This is a genomic window from Paraburkholderia sp. GAS42 (assembly GCF_050436565.1).
In the GTDB taxonomy this organism is placed as follows: Bacteria; Pseudomonadota; Gammaproteobacteria; order Burkholderiales; family Burkholderiaceae; genus Paraburkholderia.
Window position 1 is genome coordinate 84087 of sequence record NZ_JBNDML010000014.1, and the last position, 16422, is coordinate 100508.

General features: G+C 65.0%; 14 protein-coding genes. 5 read left to right on the top strand and 9 right to left on the bottom strand.

Annotated features, from left to right (window positions below):
* Positions 1-75 precede the first annotated feature (75 nt).
* Genes P3T16_RS20925 through cobU form a run of 4 tightly spaced genes read right to left on the bottom strand, consistent with a single transcriptional unit; the run spans position 76 to position 3497 of the window.
* On the bottom strand, positions 76-990 hold the full coding sequence (locus P3T16_RS20925) for a cobalamin-binding protein (RefSeq protein WP_429343692.1): 915 nt from the start codon (positions 988-990) through the stop codon (positions 76-78).
* Entirely contained in the window at positions 987-2021 is a 1035-nt protein-coding gene (gene cobD, locus P3T16_RS20930) for a threonine-phosphate decarboxylase CobD (RefSeq protein ID WP_429343693.1), read from the bottom strand. Before cobD ends, P3T16_RS20925 begins: the two co-directional genes overlap by 4 nt.
* Positions 2014-2952, bottom strand: a complete 939-nt coding sequence (cbiB, locus tag P3T16_RS20935) for an adenosylcobinamide-phosphate synthase CbiB (protein ID WP_429343694.1) — start codon at positions 2950-2952, stop codon at positions 2014-2016. Before cbiB ends, cobD begins: the two co-directional genes overlap by 8 nt.
* Positions 2949-3497: a bifunctional adenosylcobinamide kinase/adenosylcobinamide-phosphate guanylyltransferase gene (gene cobU, locus P3T16_RS20940; RefSeq protein ID WP_429343695.1), complete on the bottom strand. Its 549-nt coding sequence runs from the start codon at positions 3495-3497 to the stop codon at positions 2949-2951. The genes cbiB and cobU overlap by 4 nt, the downstream gene beginning before the upstream one ends.
* A 163-nt stretch (positions 3498-3660) precedes the next feature.
* Here cobU and P3T16_RS20945 point away from each other — a divergent pair, with 163 nt between their 5' ends.
* Together P3T16_RS20945 and P3T16_RS20950 are read left to right on the top strand one after the other, a co-directional pair.
* Positions 3661-5127 carry a cobyric acid synthase gene (locus P3T16_RS20945; RefSeq protein WP_429343766.1) on the top strand — a complete coding sequence of 489 codons (1467 nt, stop codon included), beginning with the start codon at positions 3661-3663 and terminating at the stop codon, positions 5125-5127.
* Positions 5128-5261: 134 nt separating this feature from the next.
* Complete coding sequence (locus P3T16_RS20950) at positions 5262-5681, top strand: DoxX family protein (RefSeq protein ID WP_429257824.1); 420 nt, start codon at positions 5262-5264, stop codon at positions 5679-5681.
* A gap of 201 nt (positions 5682-5882) precedes the next feature.
* Here the strand turns inward: P3T16_RS20950 and P3T16_RS20955 are convergent, their stop codons facing one another.
* Complete coding sequence (locus P3T16_RS20955; RefSeq protein ID WP_429257825.1) at positions 5883-6512, bottom strand: AAA family ATPase; 630 nt, start codon at positions 6510-6512, stop codon at positions 5883-5885.
* A gap of 186 nt (positions 6513-6698) precedes the next feature.
* Here P3T16_RS20955 and P3T16_RS20960 point away from each other — a divergent pair, with 186 nt between their 5' ends.
* Positions 6699-7118 (top strand): PaaI family thioesterase, encoded by a 420-nt coding sequence (locus tag P3T16_RS20960; RefSeq protein WP_429343696.1) that lies wholly within the window; start codon positions 6699-6701, stop codon positions 7116-7118.
* A gap of 104 nt (positions 7119-7222) precedes the next feature.
* Here the strand turns inward: P3T16_RS20960 and panD are convergent, their stop codons facing one another.
* From panD to P3T16_RS20980, 4 genes are all read right to left on the bottom strand, one after another.
* Entirely contained in the window at positions 7223-7609 is a 387-nt protein-coding gene (panD, locus tag P3T16_RS20965) for an aspartate 1-decarboxylase (protein WP_429343697.1), read from the bottom strand.
* A gap of 63 nt (positions 7610-7672) precedes the next feature.
* On the bottom strand, positions 7673-8506 hold the full coding sequence (panC, locus tag P3T16_RS20970) for a pantoate--beta-alanine ligase (RefSeq protein ID WP_429343698.1): 834 nt from the start codon (positions 8504-8506) through the stop codon (positions 7673-7675).
* 224 nt (positions 8507-8730) lie between these two features.
* Positions 8731-9603 carry a segregation and condensation protein A gene (locus P3T16_RS20975; RefSeq protein ID WP_429257829.1) on the bottom strand — a complete coding sequence of 291 codons (873 nt, stop codon included), beginning with the start codon at positions 9601-9603 and terminating at the stop codon, positions 8731-8733.
* Positions 9604-9605: 2 nt separating this feature from the next.
* The gene (locus tag P3T16_RS20980) at positions 9606-9791 is read right to left on the bottom strand and encodes a DUF3460 family protein (protein WP_429257830.1); all 186 of its coding nucleotides are present in this window, start codon (positions 9789-9791) and stop codon (positions 9606-9608) included.
* A 346-nt stretch (positions 9792-10137) separates the two neighbouring features.
* On the opposite strand from P3T16_RS20980, the gene P3T16_RS20985 reads away from it, so the two are divergent.
* Together P3T16_RS20985 and P3T16_RS20990 are read left to right on the top strand one after the other, a co-directional pair.
* The gene (locus tag P3T16_RS20985; protein ID WP_429343699.1) at positions 10138-11979 is read left to right on the top strand and encodes an autotransporter assembly complex protein TamA; all 1842 of its coding nucleotides are present in this window, start codon (positions 10138-10140) and stop codon (positions 11977-11979) included.
* A gap of 8 nt (positions 11980-11987) precedes the next feature.
* Entirely contained in the window at positions 11988-16343 is a 4356-nt protein-coding gene (locus P3T16_RS20990) for a translocation/assembly module TamB domain-containing protein (RefSeq protein WP_429343700.1), read from the top strand.
* Positions 16344-16422: the final 79 nt, after the last annotated feature.

Sequence of the window (16422 nt, forward strand, 5' to 3'; positions counted from 1 at the left end):
CGCGAGCGCAACGCATAAGCCGCATGTGAGCCGCACATAAGCCGCGCGTGAGCAACTCACACGCACGAGCCACCGTTAGCGCGCAGCGCCCGTTCTTCGCGAGCGGGCCATCTCCAGATCCTGACAGAGCAGCGTAGCGCCTTGCGCGATGCGAGGTGCGGGACGGTTGATCAGATCGCCATCGATGGTGAACAGGTTGTCGTGCGCGACTGCATCGAGCGCGGGCCACGCGCGCCATTTATCGATCTGCGGCAAGGTCCGGTCGGGCGTCGTCGCGCCGGGCGATGCGGTCACGATCGCTTCCGGATTCGCGGCCAGCACCGCTTCGGTGGAGACCGCCGGCACGAGCGGCTCGAGCTTCGCAAACACATTGCGTCCGCCGCAGAGCGCGATCACTTCGCTGATCAGGTGTGTGCCGTTGAGCGTCATCAACGGCTCATCCCAGACCTGATAAAACACGCTGACGGGCGGCTTTGCCGCATAGCGCGCCCGCAGTTGCGCGATGTTGTTGCGATACGCGTTCGCGGCAGCGTCAGCGGTCGACGATGTGCCGAGCAGCACGCCAAACTTCGTCAACGTGACGGCGATGTCGTCGAGATGATGCGGTTCGCTGAAGAACAGTGGAATGTGCAGGTCACGCAGACGATCGAGTTGCCGCTGTGCATTGCCATGACGCCACACGACGATCAGATCCGGTTTCAGCGCGACGATGCGTTCGAGATCAAGCGCCTTGTTGTCGCCGACGCGCGGGATCTGTTTCGCCTCGGGTGGATAGTCGCTATACGTCACGGCACCGACCAGTTTCGAGCCGCCGCCCGCTGCATAAATCAGTTCGGTGACGTGCGGCGCGAGGCTGATCACGCGTTGAGCTGGAGCGGAAAGGGTGACGGTGGCGCCCGAGTCGTCGGTGACGCTGATCGCGAGCGCGTTTGCTGACGCCATGCCGGCCGTTAAAGCGGTAAGGGCAAAAAGGGCGAAGCGCTTCTTCATCGATTGGGCACGGAAGAGGGGGACGCATTTTCGATCTCACGCACGCTGTCTTTCAAGGCCTGTTCGAGACGCAACCATTGCGCATCCGATGCGGGCAGACCGAAACGCACGCTTGCGGGCGTCGGGAAAAAGCGCGTCCAGATACCGTGTTGCGCGAGCGCGTGATGAAGCGCCTCTGCGCGTGCATCCGGTGTCCATGCGAAGAGTGGCGTGCGATGCAGCGGCAACCGATGCACGTCGAGCAGCGCGGCCAGTCGTGCGCTGTCTGTATCGAGTTGCGCTTTCATCGCGCGCTGCCATTTTTCATCGCTGAATGCAGCGGTAACAGCGTGACGCGCGGGACCGCTCACGGTCCACGCGCCGAGCGCTTCACGCAGTGGGGCGAGCAACGCGGGCGCGGCAAGCACGAAGCCCGCGCGCACGCCGGCGAGTCCGAAGAACTTGCCCGGTGAACGAAACACGACAAGCCCGGCAAGATCCGTCGACCCCGCGAGCGATCCGGATGGCATCGTATCGGCGAACGCTTCGTCGACAATCAGCGTGCCGCCGCGCGCCGACAACTGCGCGTGCCATCGAAGCAACGTCGCAGCGCTAACGTGTTGCGCCGTCGGATTGTTCGGATTGACCACAACCGCGTGCGTCATCTCGTCGGGCAACGATGCGCGGGCAACGTCGAGCGTCATCACCCGATGACCGGCGCGCACGAACGCCGGTGCATATTCACCATACGTCAACGGCGCGACGCCGACCGTGCCGTGCGGCAACAGCTTTGGCAGTGTGCGGATCGCCGCCTGACTGCCCGCGACTGGAAGCACGTGCGAGGCGTCTGGCGCGCCGTAGTAGCGCGCGGCGCAGGCGGCATAACCATCGCCTTCGTCGGGCAGGCGACGCCACGCGTCAGCGGGAACCGGCGGCACCGGATAGCCGTGCGGATTGATGCCGGTCGACAGATCGAGCCAGTTGTCGTACGGGATGCCGTAGCGGCGCGCCGCTTCGTACAGATTGCCGCCGTGAGCGATTGCGTCAGACATTGAACGGTACGCTCAGCAGGGCCAGTACGATCAGCACGGCGAGCCACAGGAACACGCTCCGCTCGACGAGCGTTAGCGCCGCCATCACGTGCTGCGCGGTCGCAGCGCGGCCCATGCCGAGCGTCGGACGTTGCTCGATGGCGCCGTGATACACGGCCGGCCCACCGATCTGCACATTCAGGCTGCCCGCGCCGGATGCCATCACCGGCCCCGCATTCGGACTATCCCAGCGATGCGCCTGCTCGCGCCAGCAGCGCAGCGCGTTGCGCGTATCGCCGAGCAGCGCGTAACTCGCGGCCGTGAGACGCGCGGGGATCCAGTTGAGCACGTCGTCGAAACGCGCGGCCGCCCAGCCGAAGCGCAGATAGCGCGGCGTGCGATAGCCCCACATCGCGTCGAGCGTGTTGGCGAGGCGGAACGCGAGCGCGCCTGGCCCACCGAAAATCGCGAACCAGAAGAGCGCGCCGAAGATCGCGTCGTTGCCGTTTTCGAGCGCGGATTCGACCGCGGCTCGCGAGAGCGCGGCCTCGTCGGCGTGCGCTGTTTCGCGCGATACGATGCGCGACGTCAACACCCGCGCCTCTGCGAGATCGCGTTTGACGAGCGCGCGTGCGATCGGCTCGATGTGATCGTGCAGACTGCGCGCGCCGAGCGCGAACCACAGCAGCGCGACATGCAACGCACAGGCGTACATGAACGGCAGCACGGCGACGAGCCATGCGGCGATCGCGACTGGCGGCACGACGGCGAGGAGCCACGCGACGATGCCCATCAGCCGCGCCCGCACGCCGGTGTTCAGACGCGTTTCGATGGCCGCGGCGAGCTTGCCAAACCCGATCAGCGGATGCGCAGTGCGTGGTTCGCCAAACCAGCGGTCGACGGCCACCGAGGCGGTCGCAAGCGTCGCGATGAGCGGCATCGTCAGGATCATGTGTGTCCAGGTGTCTTGAGTACGAGCGGCAGGCCCGCGACCATCATCGTGACCTGCGTGCTCAACGCGGCGATGCGCTGGTTCAGGCGCCCGAGTTCGTCGACATAAAGACGTGTCGCCGCGCCAAGCGGCACGACGCCGAGCCCGATCTCATTGCTGACGACGATGATCCTGCCGCGCGCCGACACGAGTGCGGCTTCGAACGCGAGCAGTTGTGCGTGGGCGTCGCTGATGAGCGGCGTGTCGTCGGGCGGACAGAGGAGGTTGGCGAGCCAGAGCGTCAGACAGTCGATCAGGATGCAGTGGTCCGGTGCATCGATCGATGTCACGGCGCCGGCGAGATCGACCGGCGCTTCGCGCAGCTGCCAGTGCGGCGGACGGCGCTCGCGATGATGCGCGACGCGTGCGGCGAATTCGGCGTCCGCGACGCGCGCGGTGGCGATATAGGTGACCGGAAACCCGCTTTCGCTGGCGAGCTGTTCGGCATGCAGGCTCTTGCCCGAGCGGGCGCCGCCGAGCACGAAGGTGAGATCACGTGGAATCATCGCGTGATTGTACCGGCGTGTTCCCGCGCGGGCGATAATGCGGGCTCCGCTTCCGCCGCTCTGCGATTCTTTCGTGACGACTTCTTCATTGCCTCCGCTCTCTTCGCTATCTTCGTCGGGCCACGATGCGCACGTGGACGTTCACGTCCCGCGCGGCACACTGATGATTCAGGGCACGACGTCCGATGCGGGCAAGAGCACGCTCGTCGCCGGGCTGTGCCGGCTGGCGCGTCGCGCGGGCGTGCGGGTCGCGCCGTTCAAGCCGCAGAACATGGCGCTCAACAGCGCCGTGACGGTTGACGGCGGGGAGATCGGACGCGCGCAGGCGCTGCAGGCGGTGGCGGCCGGCATCGACGCGCACACTGACCTGAACCCGGTGCTCCTCAAGCCGACGAGCGACCGCGGCGCGCAGGTGATCATCCACGGCAAGGCGCGGATGAATCTCGACGCGCGGGCGTATCACGACTACAAACCCGTCGCGTTCGAGGCGGTGCTGGAGTCGTATGCCCGCCTGCAGGCTGCGTACGACACGATCTTCGTCGAAGGCGCGGGGAGTCCCGCCGAGGTCAACCTGCGCGATCGCGACATCGCGAACATGGGCTTTGCCGAAGCAGTGGATTGCCCCGTCGTGCTCGTCGCGGATATCGATCGGGGTGGTGTCTTCGCGCATCTGACGGGGACGCTTGCGTGTCTGTCGGCGAGTGAGCAGGCGCGGGTGCGCGGCTTCATCATCAACCGGTTTCGGGGCGACATCGGCCTGCTGAAACCCGGGCTCGACTGGCTCGAAGCAAAGACCGGCAAGCCGGTGCTCGGCGTGGTGCCGTACCTGCACGGTCTCACCCTCGACGCCGAGGACATGCTGCCGCGCGATCCGCATTCAGCGCATGCGGGCGATGGCGCAGGAGCCTTGCGTGTCGTGGTGCCGGCGTTGCCGCATATCAGCAATCACACGGATTTCGATGCGCTGCGTGCGCACCCGCAGGTCGATTTCAGTTATGTGCGCGCGGGCACTGCGCCGCCGCCGGCTGATCTGGTGATTTTGCCCGGCTCGAAGAACGTGCAGGCCGATCTTGCGTGGCTTCGGGCGCAGGGGTGGGAGGAGGCGCTGCGTCGCCACTTGCGCTACGGCGGACGTGTGGTCGGCATTTGCGGCGGCATGCAGATGCTGGGGCGCGAAGTGGCGGACCCGCATGGCGTGGAGGGCGCGCCGGGGAGCGTCGCCGGCCTTGGCTGGCTCGATTTTTCGACGACGCTGACGCAGGCGAAGACGCTCAAGAACGTGACGGGTCGACTTGCTCTGGACGGATCCGCTCCGGTGGCCGGATATGAAATTCACATGGGCGAGACAGAGGGGCCGGCGCTCGAGCGACCAGCGCTGATGCTATCGGCTGACGGGGCGGGTGACGATCGCACCGACGGCGCAATTTCCGGCGATGGGCAGATTCTGGCCACCTACATGCACGGACTGTTCGATACGCCGGAGGCTTGCAGCGCAATGCTCGCGTGGGCGGGGCTGGCTGACGCGCAGGATGTGGACTATCCCGCGCTGCGAGAGGCTTCGCTCGATCGTCTCGCGGACACGCTGGCGGCGCATCTCGATCTGCCGAAGCTGTTTGGTGCGATCGGTTGAGCCGCTGATTAACGCCTATGAGGAAATAATCTAAGCGTTATCTGCGGTTTTTCCTCTTTACTGGTTCGAATACAGTCTGGTCCATTGATGGCGCGCATGGCGCTGTCTTTTCAAAATCCTTTGAGGAGCCGGACATGAATTCGACCCGTCACGCAGATGCAGCCGCCACGATCCTGCGGCTCACGCTGGGCGTGCTTTATCTCGCGCACAGTCTGCAGAAGATTTTCGTATTTACGTTGCCGGGGGCGGCCGGGTTTTTTGTTTCTATCGGCTTGCCTGGCTGGCTTGCGTATGTGACCACGTTTGTTGAGCTTGCCGGTGGCGTGGCGCTTTTGCTGGGGTTCCAGGTTCGCTGGGTTGCGGCTGTGTTGTTGCCGTTCATGCTCGGCGCGATGTCGGTCCATCTGCACAATGGATGGAGTTTCACTTCGCCTAACGGCGGATGGGAGTATCCGGCGTTCTGGGCTGTCGCGCTGGTTGTGCAAGGGCTGCTTGGCGGCGGGCTCTATTCGGTGGGCGCCGCGCGCGCGCCGCGGCAGGTCGTCGGGGCTTGATTCTTCTGGTTTTTCTATCTTTCGAACCGGGTTTCCGGCCTTTGCCTCGTCAGGTATTGGTCGATGTGTGTCGCCCCTCCCGGGGGCGGCACACGTCGGTTTCCCGGTCGTTGCCGGGATGAGGGCGAGCGCACCTGGCGCGTCACACCCACATCAGGCGGCCCACGGGTCATTCGCCGGCCGGCCGCCTTCCCGGGATGTTCAGGCCTTGCCGTTGGTCCATTCGATGATGGGCTGCCACTGTTCGAGGTCTTTCTCGACGCGGCTTCTGGCAACGTCCCACAGCGTCAGCCCGTGCGCCGCCAGCTGGACGTAGTTCTGCGTGTCGCGCAGATAGCCCAGCACCGGCAGCTTGAGGCCTTCGACGAAGCGATGTAGCTGATCGGCCGAGCGCGTACGCGCGTCGACCCGCATACCGACCACGCCGACTTCGATGTTGCCTTTCCTGATCGCCTTCTCTTTGGCGAGCCGTTCGAGGAATTCCTGGGTCGCGAGGATATCGAAAATGGACGGCTGGAGCGGCACGATGATCTTGTCCGCCAGGTCCAGCGCGACGCTCATGCGATTGCCGTGCAGGCCGGCGGGGGTATCGATGATCGCATGTTCGAGGCCCTTGGGCGGTTTGGCCGGGGCGTCGTGATCGATTTCCCACCTTTCGATGGCGGGCAGCGTGTCAGCCCGCAAGTCGAGCCACGCGTGCGCGGAATGCTGTTTGTCCAGGTCCGCGAGCGCAACCCACTCGCCGGATGCCGCAAAAAAACCGGCCAGATTGGTAGAGAGCGTGCTTTTGCCTACGCCGCCCTTCGGGTTAGCCACTACGATTACCGTCATGAATTCTCCCGGGAAGAAGACTGGCCACGCCAGCCGGTTTGCCGTGCCTGTGTGCTTTCCTGGTGTTTCCTTTTGCTTCGCAGTCAATCCAGTGCAGGCGTTGATAATATCGGCAAATCCGCTTGCGCCGAAGTCTTTGCGCCGGCGGCCCGGTTTTTTAACTTTTCCCGCTGAGGTTCGAACGCTATGAGCACGCTTCGCCAGGAATATACGATTGAACGCCTGCGCGACCGCCAGCGCGGAACGCTGCCTGATCTGCTCGGGTTTCGTGTCGCGTCGCTGGAGCAGGGTTCGCTGGTCGGCGAACTGACCGTTCGCGCGGATCTGCTTGCGCCGAACGGGTTTTTACATGCGGCGTCCGTTATCGGACTGGCCGATACAGCTTGCGGATATGCGTGTCTTGCTCATTTGCCCGAGAAGGCTGTGAATTTCACGACGATCGAGTTGAAGAGCAATTTCCTAGGGACTGCGGTTGAAGGCGTGGTGAGGGCCGAGGCGACAGGCGTCCATCTTGGGCGGAGTACCCAGATCTGGGACGCCAAAGTGTTTGCGCCCAATGGACGGGTGATCGCACTATTTCGGTGTACGCAGATGGTCTTGTATTGAAAAAAAGCGCAGCGTGAATTCGCTGCGCTTTTTTGCATCTTGCGGCGGAGTGCAGCCTCACCGGAGGCCACCGGAAGCCGGCAAGCACGTACGAAACGTGCCTTTCAGGTCCAGCTCTGCGTCGGCACGTGATCCCGGCTGCCCTTGATCCGGTTGTTTTCGTCGACGAACACCAGATCCGGCTTCCAGCCTGCCTTCAACTCGGCTTCATCGACCGTCGCGAACGCCGCGATGATGACGAGATCGCCTAGCTGCGCGCGTCGGGCCGCCGATCCGTTCAGCGAAATCATCCCACTGCCGCGCTCGCCCTTGATCGCGTACGTCGAGAAACGCTCGCCATTGTTGATGTTCCAGATGTCGATCCGTTCGTTTTCGACGATGTTCGCCGCTTCGAGCAGGTTTTCGTCGATCGCGCACGAACCCTCATAGTGCAGCTCGCAGTGCGTGACCGCCGCGCGATGGATCTTCGATTTCAGCATGTGGCGTTGCATGACCGTTTCCTTCCTTATGTACCCTGGACCTGGATGCGCGATGGATGCCGGCAGGCGGCAGCGTCAGATTTCGAGGTTATCGATCAGGCGCGTCGCGCCCAGTTTCGCGGCGGCGAGGACGACGAGCGGTTCGTCGATATCCTGCGCGGCCGGCGGCAGCAGGTCCACGCGTTTGCGCACGGCGATGTAGTCCGGCTGCCAGCCGCGCGCGGTCAGCGACGCCATCGCGGCCGCTTCGACCTTCGCGAAATCGCGGTTGCCGGCCAGCACTTCGTCGCGCACGCGGTTGAGCGTCGCGGCGAGCACCGGCGCCTCGGCGCGCTCGGCGACCTGCAGGTAGCGGTTGCGCGAACTGAGCGCGAGGCCGTCGGTGTCGCGCACCGTCTCGGCGGCGATGATGTCGGTCGGCAGCGCGAACTGGTTGCACATCTGCCGGACGATCATCAACTGCTGGTAATCCTTCTTGCCGAACACCGCGACGCGCGGCTGCACGCACGACATCAGCTTCATCACGACCGTACACACGCCCTGAAAGAAGCCCGGCCGGAATTCGCCTTCGAGGATGTCGCCCAGATCGTGCGGCGGATGCACGCGATACTCCTGCGGCTGCGGATACAGATCCTTCTCCGTCGGCGCGAACAGCACGTAGACGTTTTCCTTCTGCAGTTTCTCGATGTCCGCTTCGAGCGTGCGCGGATATTTGTCGAAATCCTCGTTCGGGCCGAATTGCAGCCGGTTGACGAAGATGCTCGCGACAACCGGATCGCCGTGCTGGCGCGCGAGGCGCATCAGCGACAGGTGGCCTTCATGCAGGTTGCCCATCGTCGGAACGAAGGCAGTGCGGTTCTGGCCGCGCAACTGGTCGCGCAATTCGTGGATCGAGCTGATGACTTTCATGATCGGTCGCGGGTTCCTTGCGGATTCCTTAAGCGGGAGAGGGCGCGCTGTCGGCGAACGGCCGGCTGTCTCGCGCCTGGCGCTCCCCGGCCGTGAAGACGGACTTGGAGCGCGGGATTGTAGTGGATTTGTGACGCTGCCGCACCGAAACGAGGCATATCACGGAATCCCCGGCGCGTACTGACGCAGCCAGCCGCTGCTGCGGGCCGTTCATACGTGGAGACTCATGCAGGCAGGTAGGCCAGACGGACGTAAATGGGCGCAAACGGCTCGGCCTGGGTAATCTCGATCAGCGATTCACGCGACAGTTCGAGCATCGCGATGAAGTTCACCACCACGACCGGCACGCCGCGCGTGGTATCGAACAGATCGGAAAACTCCATGAATCGCGCATTCTGCAGGCGCCGCAGGATCACGCTCATATGCTCGCGCACGGACAGCTCTTCACGCGAAATACGGTGATGCTGCACAAGCTTCGCCCGTTTGATCACGTCAGCCCACGCGGCGCGCAGGTCGTCGGAATTCACGTCGGGGAAGCGCGGCGTGATGCTCTGCTCGATGTACACCTCGGCGCGCAGAAAATCGCGCCCGAGCTGCGGCAACTGGTCGAGACGCTGTGCGGCGAGCTTCATCTGCTCATATTCGAGCAGACGGCGTACGAGTTCGGCACGCGGATCTTCGGCTTCCTCGCCCGTGTCGGCCTTTTTCACCGGCAGCAGCATGCGCGACTTGATCTCGATCAGCATCGCGGCCATCAGCAGATACTCGGCGGCGAGTTCGAGATTGGTCTTGCGCAACTGGTCGACGTAGCCGAGATACTGGGTCGTCACGTCCGCCATCGGAATGTCGAGGACGTTGAAGTTCTGCTTGCGGATCAGGTACAGCAACAGATCCAGCGGCCCTTCGAACGTTTCAAGAAAGACTTCGAGTGCGTCCGGCGGGATGTACAGGTCCGTCGGCAGCTTGAAGAGCGGCTCGCCGTACAGGCGCGCGAAAGCGATGCCGTCGACGACATCGGGCGTCGAATCAGTCGCGGGCGCGGCGAGCGCTGCGTCGGGCCGGCCCGATGCGGCGCGGGCCTCGTCGGCAGTGGTCACGCTCAGAAGTTCTGGTAATAGACGTAAGGCGTCTGCTCAACGCGCGACGACTGCTGCTTGGCGCGCTCGTCCAGATCAATCGGCTGCTTGTCCCACAGCAGTGAACGGCCGCGGCGCTGTTCTGCCTCCAGAGTGGGCTTTTGCTGCTTCAGCTGATTCAGGAACTGCGTGATATCCGATTGATACATGGCTCGACGTCCGTGAGAGAAGAATGCGGCCGCCGCGCGGGCGGCGGCCGATGTCGAACGCAATTTTACCGCAAGCGCCTCGCCCGGTCGAAAAGTCGCGGAACATTCCCGTCGGCACAGCGTCGAAGCGCGGGCGCCGCATGCCGCCCGCGTGCCGCCCGCATGCCGCCCGCGTGCCACCCGATAGAGCCTGCGCGCGCGGCCTGGCGGCCCATGGGCCGGCTCTGGCGCGCCTGGCCGAACGTTTATTGAGATCGCTGGACCGTGCCGATGTGGTCAAATAGCGAGCTTCAGCCCGCTACCGCGGCGCCGGGCGGAAACAACCAATAATGGCCGGAGGTCCCGTTTGGCGGGGTGTGTGATCGAACCGTCGCGTGTGTCGCGTGCAGCAGCCGGTGCGGGGCGTCTCTACGCCGCGCGCCTGTCGGCGCGCATGCTGCGCGCAGGGCTCGTATTCGGCTTCCTCGTGTTCGTATGGGCATTGACGGCCGGCAAGGCGGACGCGCGTACCGCGCCGGCCTACAAGATCGACATCGAAACCTCGCCGCGCGCGCTGCGCAAGCTGCTGGAAGAGCACCTCGACATCGCGCGCTTTGCGAAGCGACAGGACATCAGCGACGACCAGTTCGAATTCCTCGTCACCGCCACGCCGCAGCAGGTGCGCGACCTCACGGCGACGCAGGGCTACTTCTCTCCGGTTGTCCGAACCGACGTCCGCACGGTCGAGGGCAAGCGCGAGGTCACGGTCAGCGTCGATCCCGGTCCGATGACCACGATCGCGTCGATTTCGCTGTCCTTCCGCGGGCCGGTGCTGACGGAAGACCCGGCGCAGGAGAACGCCACGCGCTTCGCGTTCTCGCTGCACGAAGGCGACCCGTTTACGCAAGGCGACTGGGACGCCGCGAAGAATGCGTCACTGAAAGCGCTCCAGGCGCGCCGTTATCTGGGCGCGAAAATCGACCACTCCGAAGCCCGCGTCGATCCGCGCACGCGCGAGGCGACACTGAGCGTCACGTTCGACAGCGGCCCGACGTTCACGATGGGCAAGCTCGATGTGTCGGGCACGCGTCGCTATCCGGAGCAGATCGTCGACAACGTGAACCCGATCGGTGTCGGCAATATCTACGACGAGAAGCGCGTCGTCGAGCTTCAGCGTCAACTGCAGAACACGCCGTATTACGCGAGCGTCGCGATCGATACCGACAGCGATCCAGCGAAGCCGCTCGAAACGCCCGTCCACGTGAAGGTTAGCGAATATCCTTACAACAGCATCCGCGGCGGCGTCGGTTATTCGACCGACAACGGTCCGCGAGTTCAGGGTTCCTATTCGTATCTCGACACGTTCGGCCGCGCGTATCCGTTTTCCGTCGACGGGCGGATCGACCAGATCCAGCAATACGGACAGATCCAGCTGTCGATGCCGCCGGGCAAACGTGGCTGGGTGAACAGCGTGCTCGCGTCCTATACGAGCACCAACGTGTCCGATACGCACATCTATAGCGCACGCGCCGGTGTGCAGCGCACGCGGACCTCCCAGTTCATCGATTACGCGTACTCGGTTCTCTACTACCAGGACCGGTTGTACCAGAACGTCGGGCCGCCTACGACGAGTCACGCGCTCGTTCCCGCCTGGTCGTGGACCCGCCGCAATACCGACGACCCGCTGTTCCCGCGCTCCGGCAATCTGGTTCACGTCGAGGCTGGCTTTGCGGTCAAGAACGTGCTGACCGACCAGAGCTTCGTGCGCGGCTATGCGCGCGGCCAGCAGTATCTGCCGATCGGCAAGCGCGACCTCATCCTGTTTCGCGCGGAACTGGGCGGCGTGTTTACGAGCGGTCCTTCGAGCGGCATTCCGGCGTCGCTGCTGTTCCGCGCGGGCGGCTCGAATTCGGTGCGCGGCTACAGCTTCCAGAGCATCGGTAATAACGTCGGCGGCTCGACGCTGCCGACCAAGTACCTTGCCACCGCGACGAGCGAATACCAGCACTGGTTCAATCGCGACTGGGGCGCGGCGGCGTTCTTCGATATCGGCACGGCCACCGACACCTGGGGCGAAAAGGTCTTTTATCCGGGTGTCGGCCTGGGCGCGCGCTGGCGCAGCCCGGTTGGCCCGGTCAACGTCGACCTCGCGTACGGCATTCGCAATCACAGCGTGCGTCCGTATCTGACGCTCGGCATCGCTTTCTGATTCTATTCATGACGACGGATACGCCCGCCAACCCGCCACCCGACCAGCCCGGCGACGCCACGCCGCCGCCTGGGCGCCCGCGCCGGCGCCGGCTGTGGACGGCGCTGGTGTGGGCGGCGACGGTGCCGGTGGTGCTCGTCGCGCTGGTGGCGGGCCTGCTGTACGGCACGCTGACGACCGAGCGCGGCACGGCTTACGCCTGGCGCGCGGCGGTCAGAATCCTGGACGGCCGGCTGACCGGCACGCTCGAAGGCGGCACGATCGCGACCGGGCTGCGGCTGCATCAGGTGGAATGGCGCAGCCTCGACGGCAGTGGTACCGATATCAGGATTGACCGCATTGCGGGTCGCTGGGCGCTGACCGACAAGCCGTGGCGATTCGCGATCGACTCTCTGCACGTGGGCACGATCGACGCGCGCGTCGCGCCTTCCACGTCCAGTGCGGGCCCGCTGCAACTGCCGCAGGATCTGCGGTTGCCGTTGCAGCTCGAGGTGCGCGATCTGCGGGTGGACAAACTGCTGCTGCGTCAGGGCGGATCGACGATGGAATTCTCGCGCTTCGTCTTTCACGGGCGCAGCGATGGCCGTCACCATGAAGCCGCGATCGACCGCCTCGATACGCCGTTCGGCGCCGTGACGGCATCGGCGAAGCTCGATGGCGTCAAGCCGTTTGCACTGACCGGCGACGCCGGCTATTCGGGCAAGGTCAACAACGAAGCCGTGCAGGTCGGCGGGCATTTGACGGGCTCGCTGGAGACGCTTGTCGCTGAACTTGACGCGAGCGGCATGAAGCTCACGGGTCACGCGCGCGTCGAGGCGACGCCATTTGCCGCCGTGCCCATCCAGCGCGCGACGCTCACCTTCGATCACGTGAATCCGCAGGCTTTCGCGCCAGGCGCGCCGTTCGCGGATCTGGCCGTGCGGGCTGAGTTGCAGCCGGTGGAGGCGGGTGAGGGCGGTGCCGTGTTGCTGGCGCCCGAGGTGGCTTCTGCCTCGGCTTCGGCTGCTTCGTCGACTGTCGTGGCCAGCGGTACGAAAGGAGCGAAAGCAGCAAGTGCTTCGCGTGCGGCTTCACGTGCGGCTGTCGCGACGCGTGCGCCCAGTAGCGCACGTGTCCCGGGCGCGGCGAAAGCGGCAAGCGCAGCCGTCGCGGGTAGTGCTGCAGGCGTTGCAGATGCCGCGAGCCGCACCGCTGTCCCGACGGCCGCCGGCAGCGCAGCGCCGGCCGGTAAAAAGCCCGGCTTCGCTGTCGTGGGCTCGGTATCGATTGTCAACGCGAAGCCCGGCGGCATCGACCAGAAACTGCTGCCCCTCATCGACGCCCGTGCCGACGTGCGGCTTGACGCACAGGCGCAGCGCATCTCGAACCTGAACGTGCGGCTCGTCAAGACGGCGACGATTACCGGTGGCGGCGCATTGAGCGGCAAGCGTGGCCAGTTTGATCTGCGTGTCGCGGGTCTCGATCTGAACGCGATCGAGGCGAGCGTCATGCCGACGCAGTTCTCGGGACCCGTCAGCATCCGTCTGAACGACGATATTCAGACCATCACGCTGGACCTCAACGATCCGAAGGCCGCGCTGCGCGCGCAGGGCAAGGTGACGTTCGATCCGGCGCGCCTGAGCTTCAGCGACGTCAGGCTGACTGCGGCCAGGGGTCGTATCGATCTGGCCGGGGCCATCAAGCACGATGCGAATTCCACCTACAACCTGAAGGCGACGCTGACCGATTTCGATCCGTTGCTGCTGACTTCGCAGATGCCGTCGCGCGCGCCTGCGCCGGCTGCGAAGGGTGGGACGGGCGCAAAGGGTGCGAATGCCGCGAACGTCGCGAACGCTACAAACCCCGAGCCCCACAAGCCCGCCACGAAGCACCCGGCTCCGGCGAAGCGCAGGATCGAAGCACGCGTTAATGGTTCGATCATGGCGGCTGGTGTGCTCGGTCCGACGTTCACGACGAAGGCCGATTTCCGCCTCGGTCCGAGCGTCTACGACGACCTGCCGCTGACGGGCGGCGGCACGATCCAGCTCGCCGGTTCGCGGATTCTGCCGAGCAAGGCAAACCTCTCGGTGGCGGGCAACGACGTCGATCTGCAGGGCAGCTTCGGCGGGCGCGGCGACCGTCTGCGGTTCAAGGTCGACGCGCCCCAGCTGGGGCGTCTCGGTTTTGGCATCGCGGGCGCTGTCGCGGCGGATGGCGACATGACCGGTTCGTTCGCGCATCCGGACGTCGTGCTGAACTACAAGGCCGACGGTGTCGCGTTCGGCGCGAACCGGCTTGGCCACGCGGAAGGGCACGCCGAACTGCGCGACGGGGCGAACGGCGCGCTCGTCTTCACGACGGACGCGCGTAACCTGACCACCGAGGGCGTCGACCTGGCGACGCTCAGCGCGCATCTGCGTGGCACCCGCGCGAACCACACGCTCGATGCCGAAGCGATCGGCAAGATTCGCGAGCGGTCGCTGGACATGACGCTGGCTGCCAGCGGCCACCTCACCGACGCCCGCGACGGTACGCACTGGGACGGTACGGTGACGCGTCTGCAGAATCGCGGCACGCCGTCCCTCAACCTCGAGTCGCCGCTGACGGTGAGCGTCGCCCCGAGCCGCGTGACGCTCGGTTCGACGCGCCTGACGCTCGAAACCGCGGTGCTCGATCTGAAATCGTTCGTCTTCGACCACGGCCGCATGCGCTCGGCGGGCTCGATTGCCGACATATCGGTGCCGCGTTTGCAGGCGTTGCGACAGGAAATCACCGGCACCCCGCCGGTCGTGAAAACCGACCTCGTCTTCGATGGCGACTGGGACTTCTCGCTCGGCGAAACCGCGACCGGTCACATCCAGCTAAAGCGCCGTACCGGCGACATCACCGTCGAAGTCGGGCGTGGTCTCGCTTCGCTGGGGATCACCGATATCGCGGCGCGCGCCGAGTTCAGCGGCGGCAACCGGCTGAGCGCGACGGTGCATGCGCAGGCGAACCGCATCGGCGTCATCGACGCCGATGCGCATACAGCGCTCGTCATGCAGGACGGCATGCTGGCGCTGGGCGAAGAGGCGCCGCTGACAGGCAGCGTGATCGCCAACGTCCCGTCGCTGAAGACAACGGGCGGTCTGTTTGGACCGAGCTATCTGCTCGACGGTCACCTCGCGCTGAAGCTGGCGCTTGCCGGCACCGTTGCAAAGCCGAACCTGTCCGGCTCGCTGATCGGCGACGGGCTCTCGGCCACACTCGTCGACCAGGGTGTGCAACTGAAGGACGGCGTCATTCACATTGCGCTGTCGGAAAACCTCGTCGATTTCCAGCAGGTCGAGTTTCACGGCGCGAGCGGCACGCTGCGCGCGACGGGTCAGGTGAGGGTTGGCGGTCCGGATCCGGACGTCAAGGCGAGCATCGTCGCAGACAAGCTCGAACTGTTCGCGTCGCCGGATCGCCAGCTGTCGCTGTCGGGCAGCGCGAGTGTCGCGAGCGCCGGCCCGCTCGGCGGCCTCGCGATCAACGGCAAGTTCAACGTCGATCACGCGCTCTTCGACATGCCGGAGCAATCCGCGCCCAAGCTCGGCGACGATGTCGTGATCGTGCGTCCCGACGGCACCGTGCAGGGCGAGAAGAAGCCCACGGTGGCGGGCAGCGAGAAGTCCATCGGGCCGTTCGCGCCGCGCGCCAACATCGACATTAATCTCGGCAATGACTTCCGTTTCCGCGGACAGGGCGCCGACCTCGGCCTGCGCGGCACGATTACCGCGATGAGCGCGCCGAACCTGCCGCTGCGCGCGGTGGGCAATGTGCGCGTCACCGAAGGTTCGACCTACACCGCGTTCGGGCGCAAGCTCGGCATCGAAAACGGCTTCTTCACGTTCAACGGGCCGGTGGCGAATCCGGGTATCAACATTCTCGCGATGCGCCGCAACCAGCAGGTCGAGGCGGGCGTGCAGGTGACGGGCACGATCCAGTCGCCGGTTGCGAGGCTCGTCTCCGAGCCGAACGTGGCGGACAACGAAAAACTCTCCTGGCTGCTGTTCGGCCATGGCACCGATCAGGGCAATAACCTCGGCCAGCAGAGCACGATGACGACCGCGCTCGCGCTGCTGGGCAGCGCGAACGGCAAGAAGATTGCGAATACGTTCGGACTCGACGAATTCTCCATCGGGCGCAGCGACGTCGGGCTGACGGACCCGGAGGTCGTGATGGTGTCGAAGGCGATCAACGAATGGCTCGTGATCGGTTACGAGCAGGGGCTGCAGACGGCGAGCAACGCGATCAAGGCAACCGTGAACCTGACGCGATACTGGTCGGTCGCCGCCTACGGCGGCACGTTCGATGGCGTCGAACTGTTCTACACGCGGCGTTTCGACCGGATCAACTGGTGACTGCGTGAATGAAAAAAGCACGTCTCCGGACGTGCTTTTTTTCGCATCCCGGGCGCCCGGAATGGCGCGCCTTTCGATC

What these genes read in the sequence shown, in the direction of transcription:
- P3T16_RS20990 (WP_429343700.1), top strand. Translation starts at nt 11,988, where the DNA reads ATGACGACGGATACGCCCGCCAACCCGCCACCCGACCAGCCCGGCGAC.
- cobD (WP_429343693.1), bottom strand. Translation starts at nt 2,021, where the DNA reads ATGTCTGACGCAATCGCTCACGGCGGCAATCTGTACGAAGCGGCGCGC.
- cobU (WP_429343695.1), bottom strand. Translation starts at nt 3,497, where the DNA reads ATGATTCCACGTGATCTCACCTTCGTGCTCGGCGGCGCCCGCTCGGGC.
- P3T16_RS20950 (WP_429257824.1), top strand. Translation starts at nt 5,262, where the DNA reads ATGAATTCGACCCGTCACGCAGATGCAGCCGCCACGATCCTGCGGCTC.
- P3T16_RS20960 (WP_429343696.1), top strand. Translation starts at nt 6,699, where the DNA reads ATGAGCACGCTTCGCCAGGAATATACGATTGAACGCCTGCGCGACCGC.
- P3T16_RS20925 (WP_429343692.1), bottom strand. Translation starts at nt 990, where the DNA reads ATGAAGAAGCGCTTCGCCCTTTTTGCCCTTACCGCTTTAACGGCCGGC.
- P3T16_RS20980 (WP_429257830.1), bottom strand. Translation starts at nt 9,791, where the DNA reads ATGTATCAATCGGATATCACGCAGTTCCTGAATCAGCTGAAGCAGCAA.
- P3T16_RS20945 (WP_429343766.1), top strand. Translation starts at nt 3,661, where the DNA reads ATGATTCAGGGCACGACGTCCGATGCGGGCAAGAGCACGCTCGTCGCC.
- cbiB (WP_429343694.1), bottom strand. Translation starts at nt 2,952, where the DNA reads ATGATCCTGACGATGCCGCTCATCGCGACGCTTGCGACCGCCTCGGTG.
- panC (WP_429343698.1), bottom strand. Translation starts at nt 8,506, where the DNA reads ATGAAAGTCATCAGCTCGATCCACGAATTGCGCGACCAGTTGCGCGGC.
- P3T16_RS20955 (WP_429257825.1), bottom strand. Translation starts at nt 6,512, where the DNA reads ATGACGGTAATCGTAGTGGCTAACCCGAAGGGCGGCGTAGGCAAAAGC.
- panD (WP_429343697.1), bottom strand. Translation starts at nt 7,609, where the DNA reads ATGCAACGCCACATGCTGAAATCGAAGATCCATCGCGCGGCGGTCACG.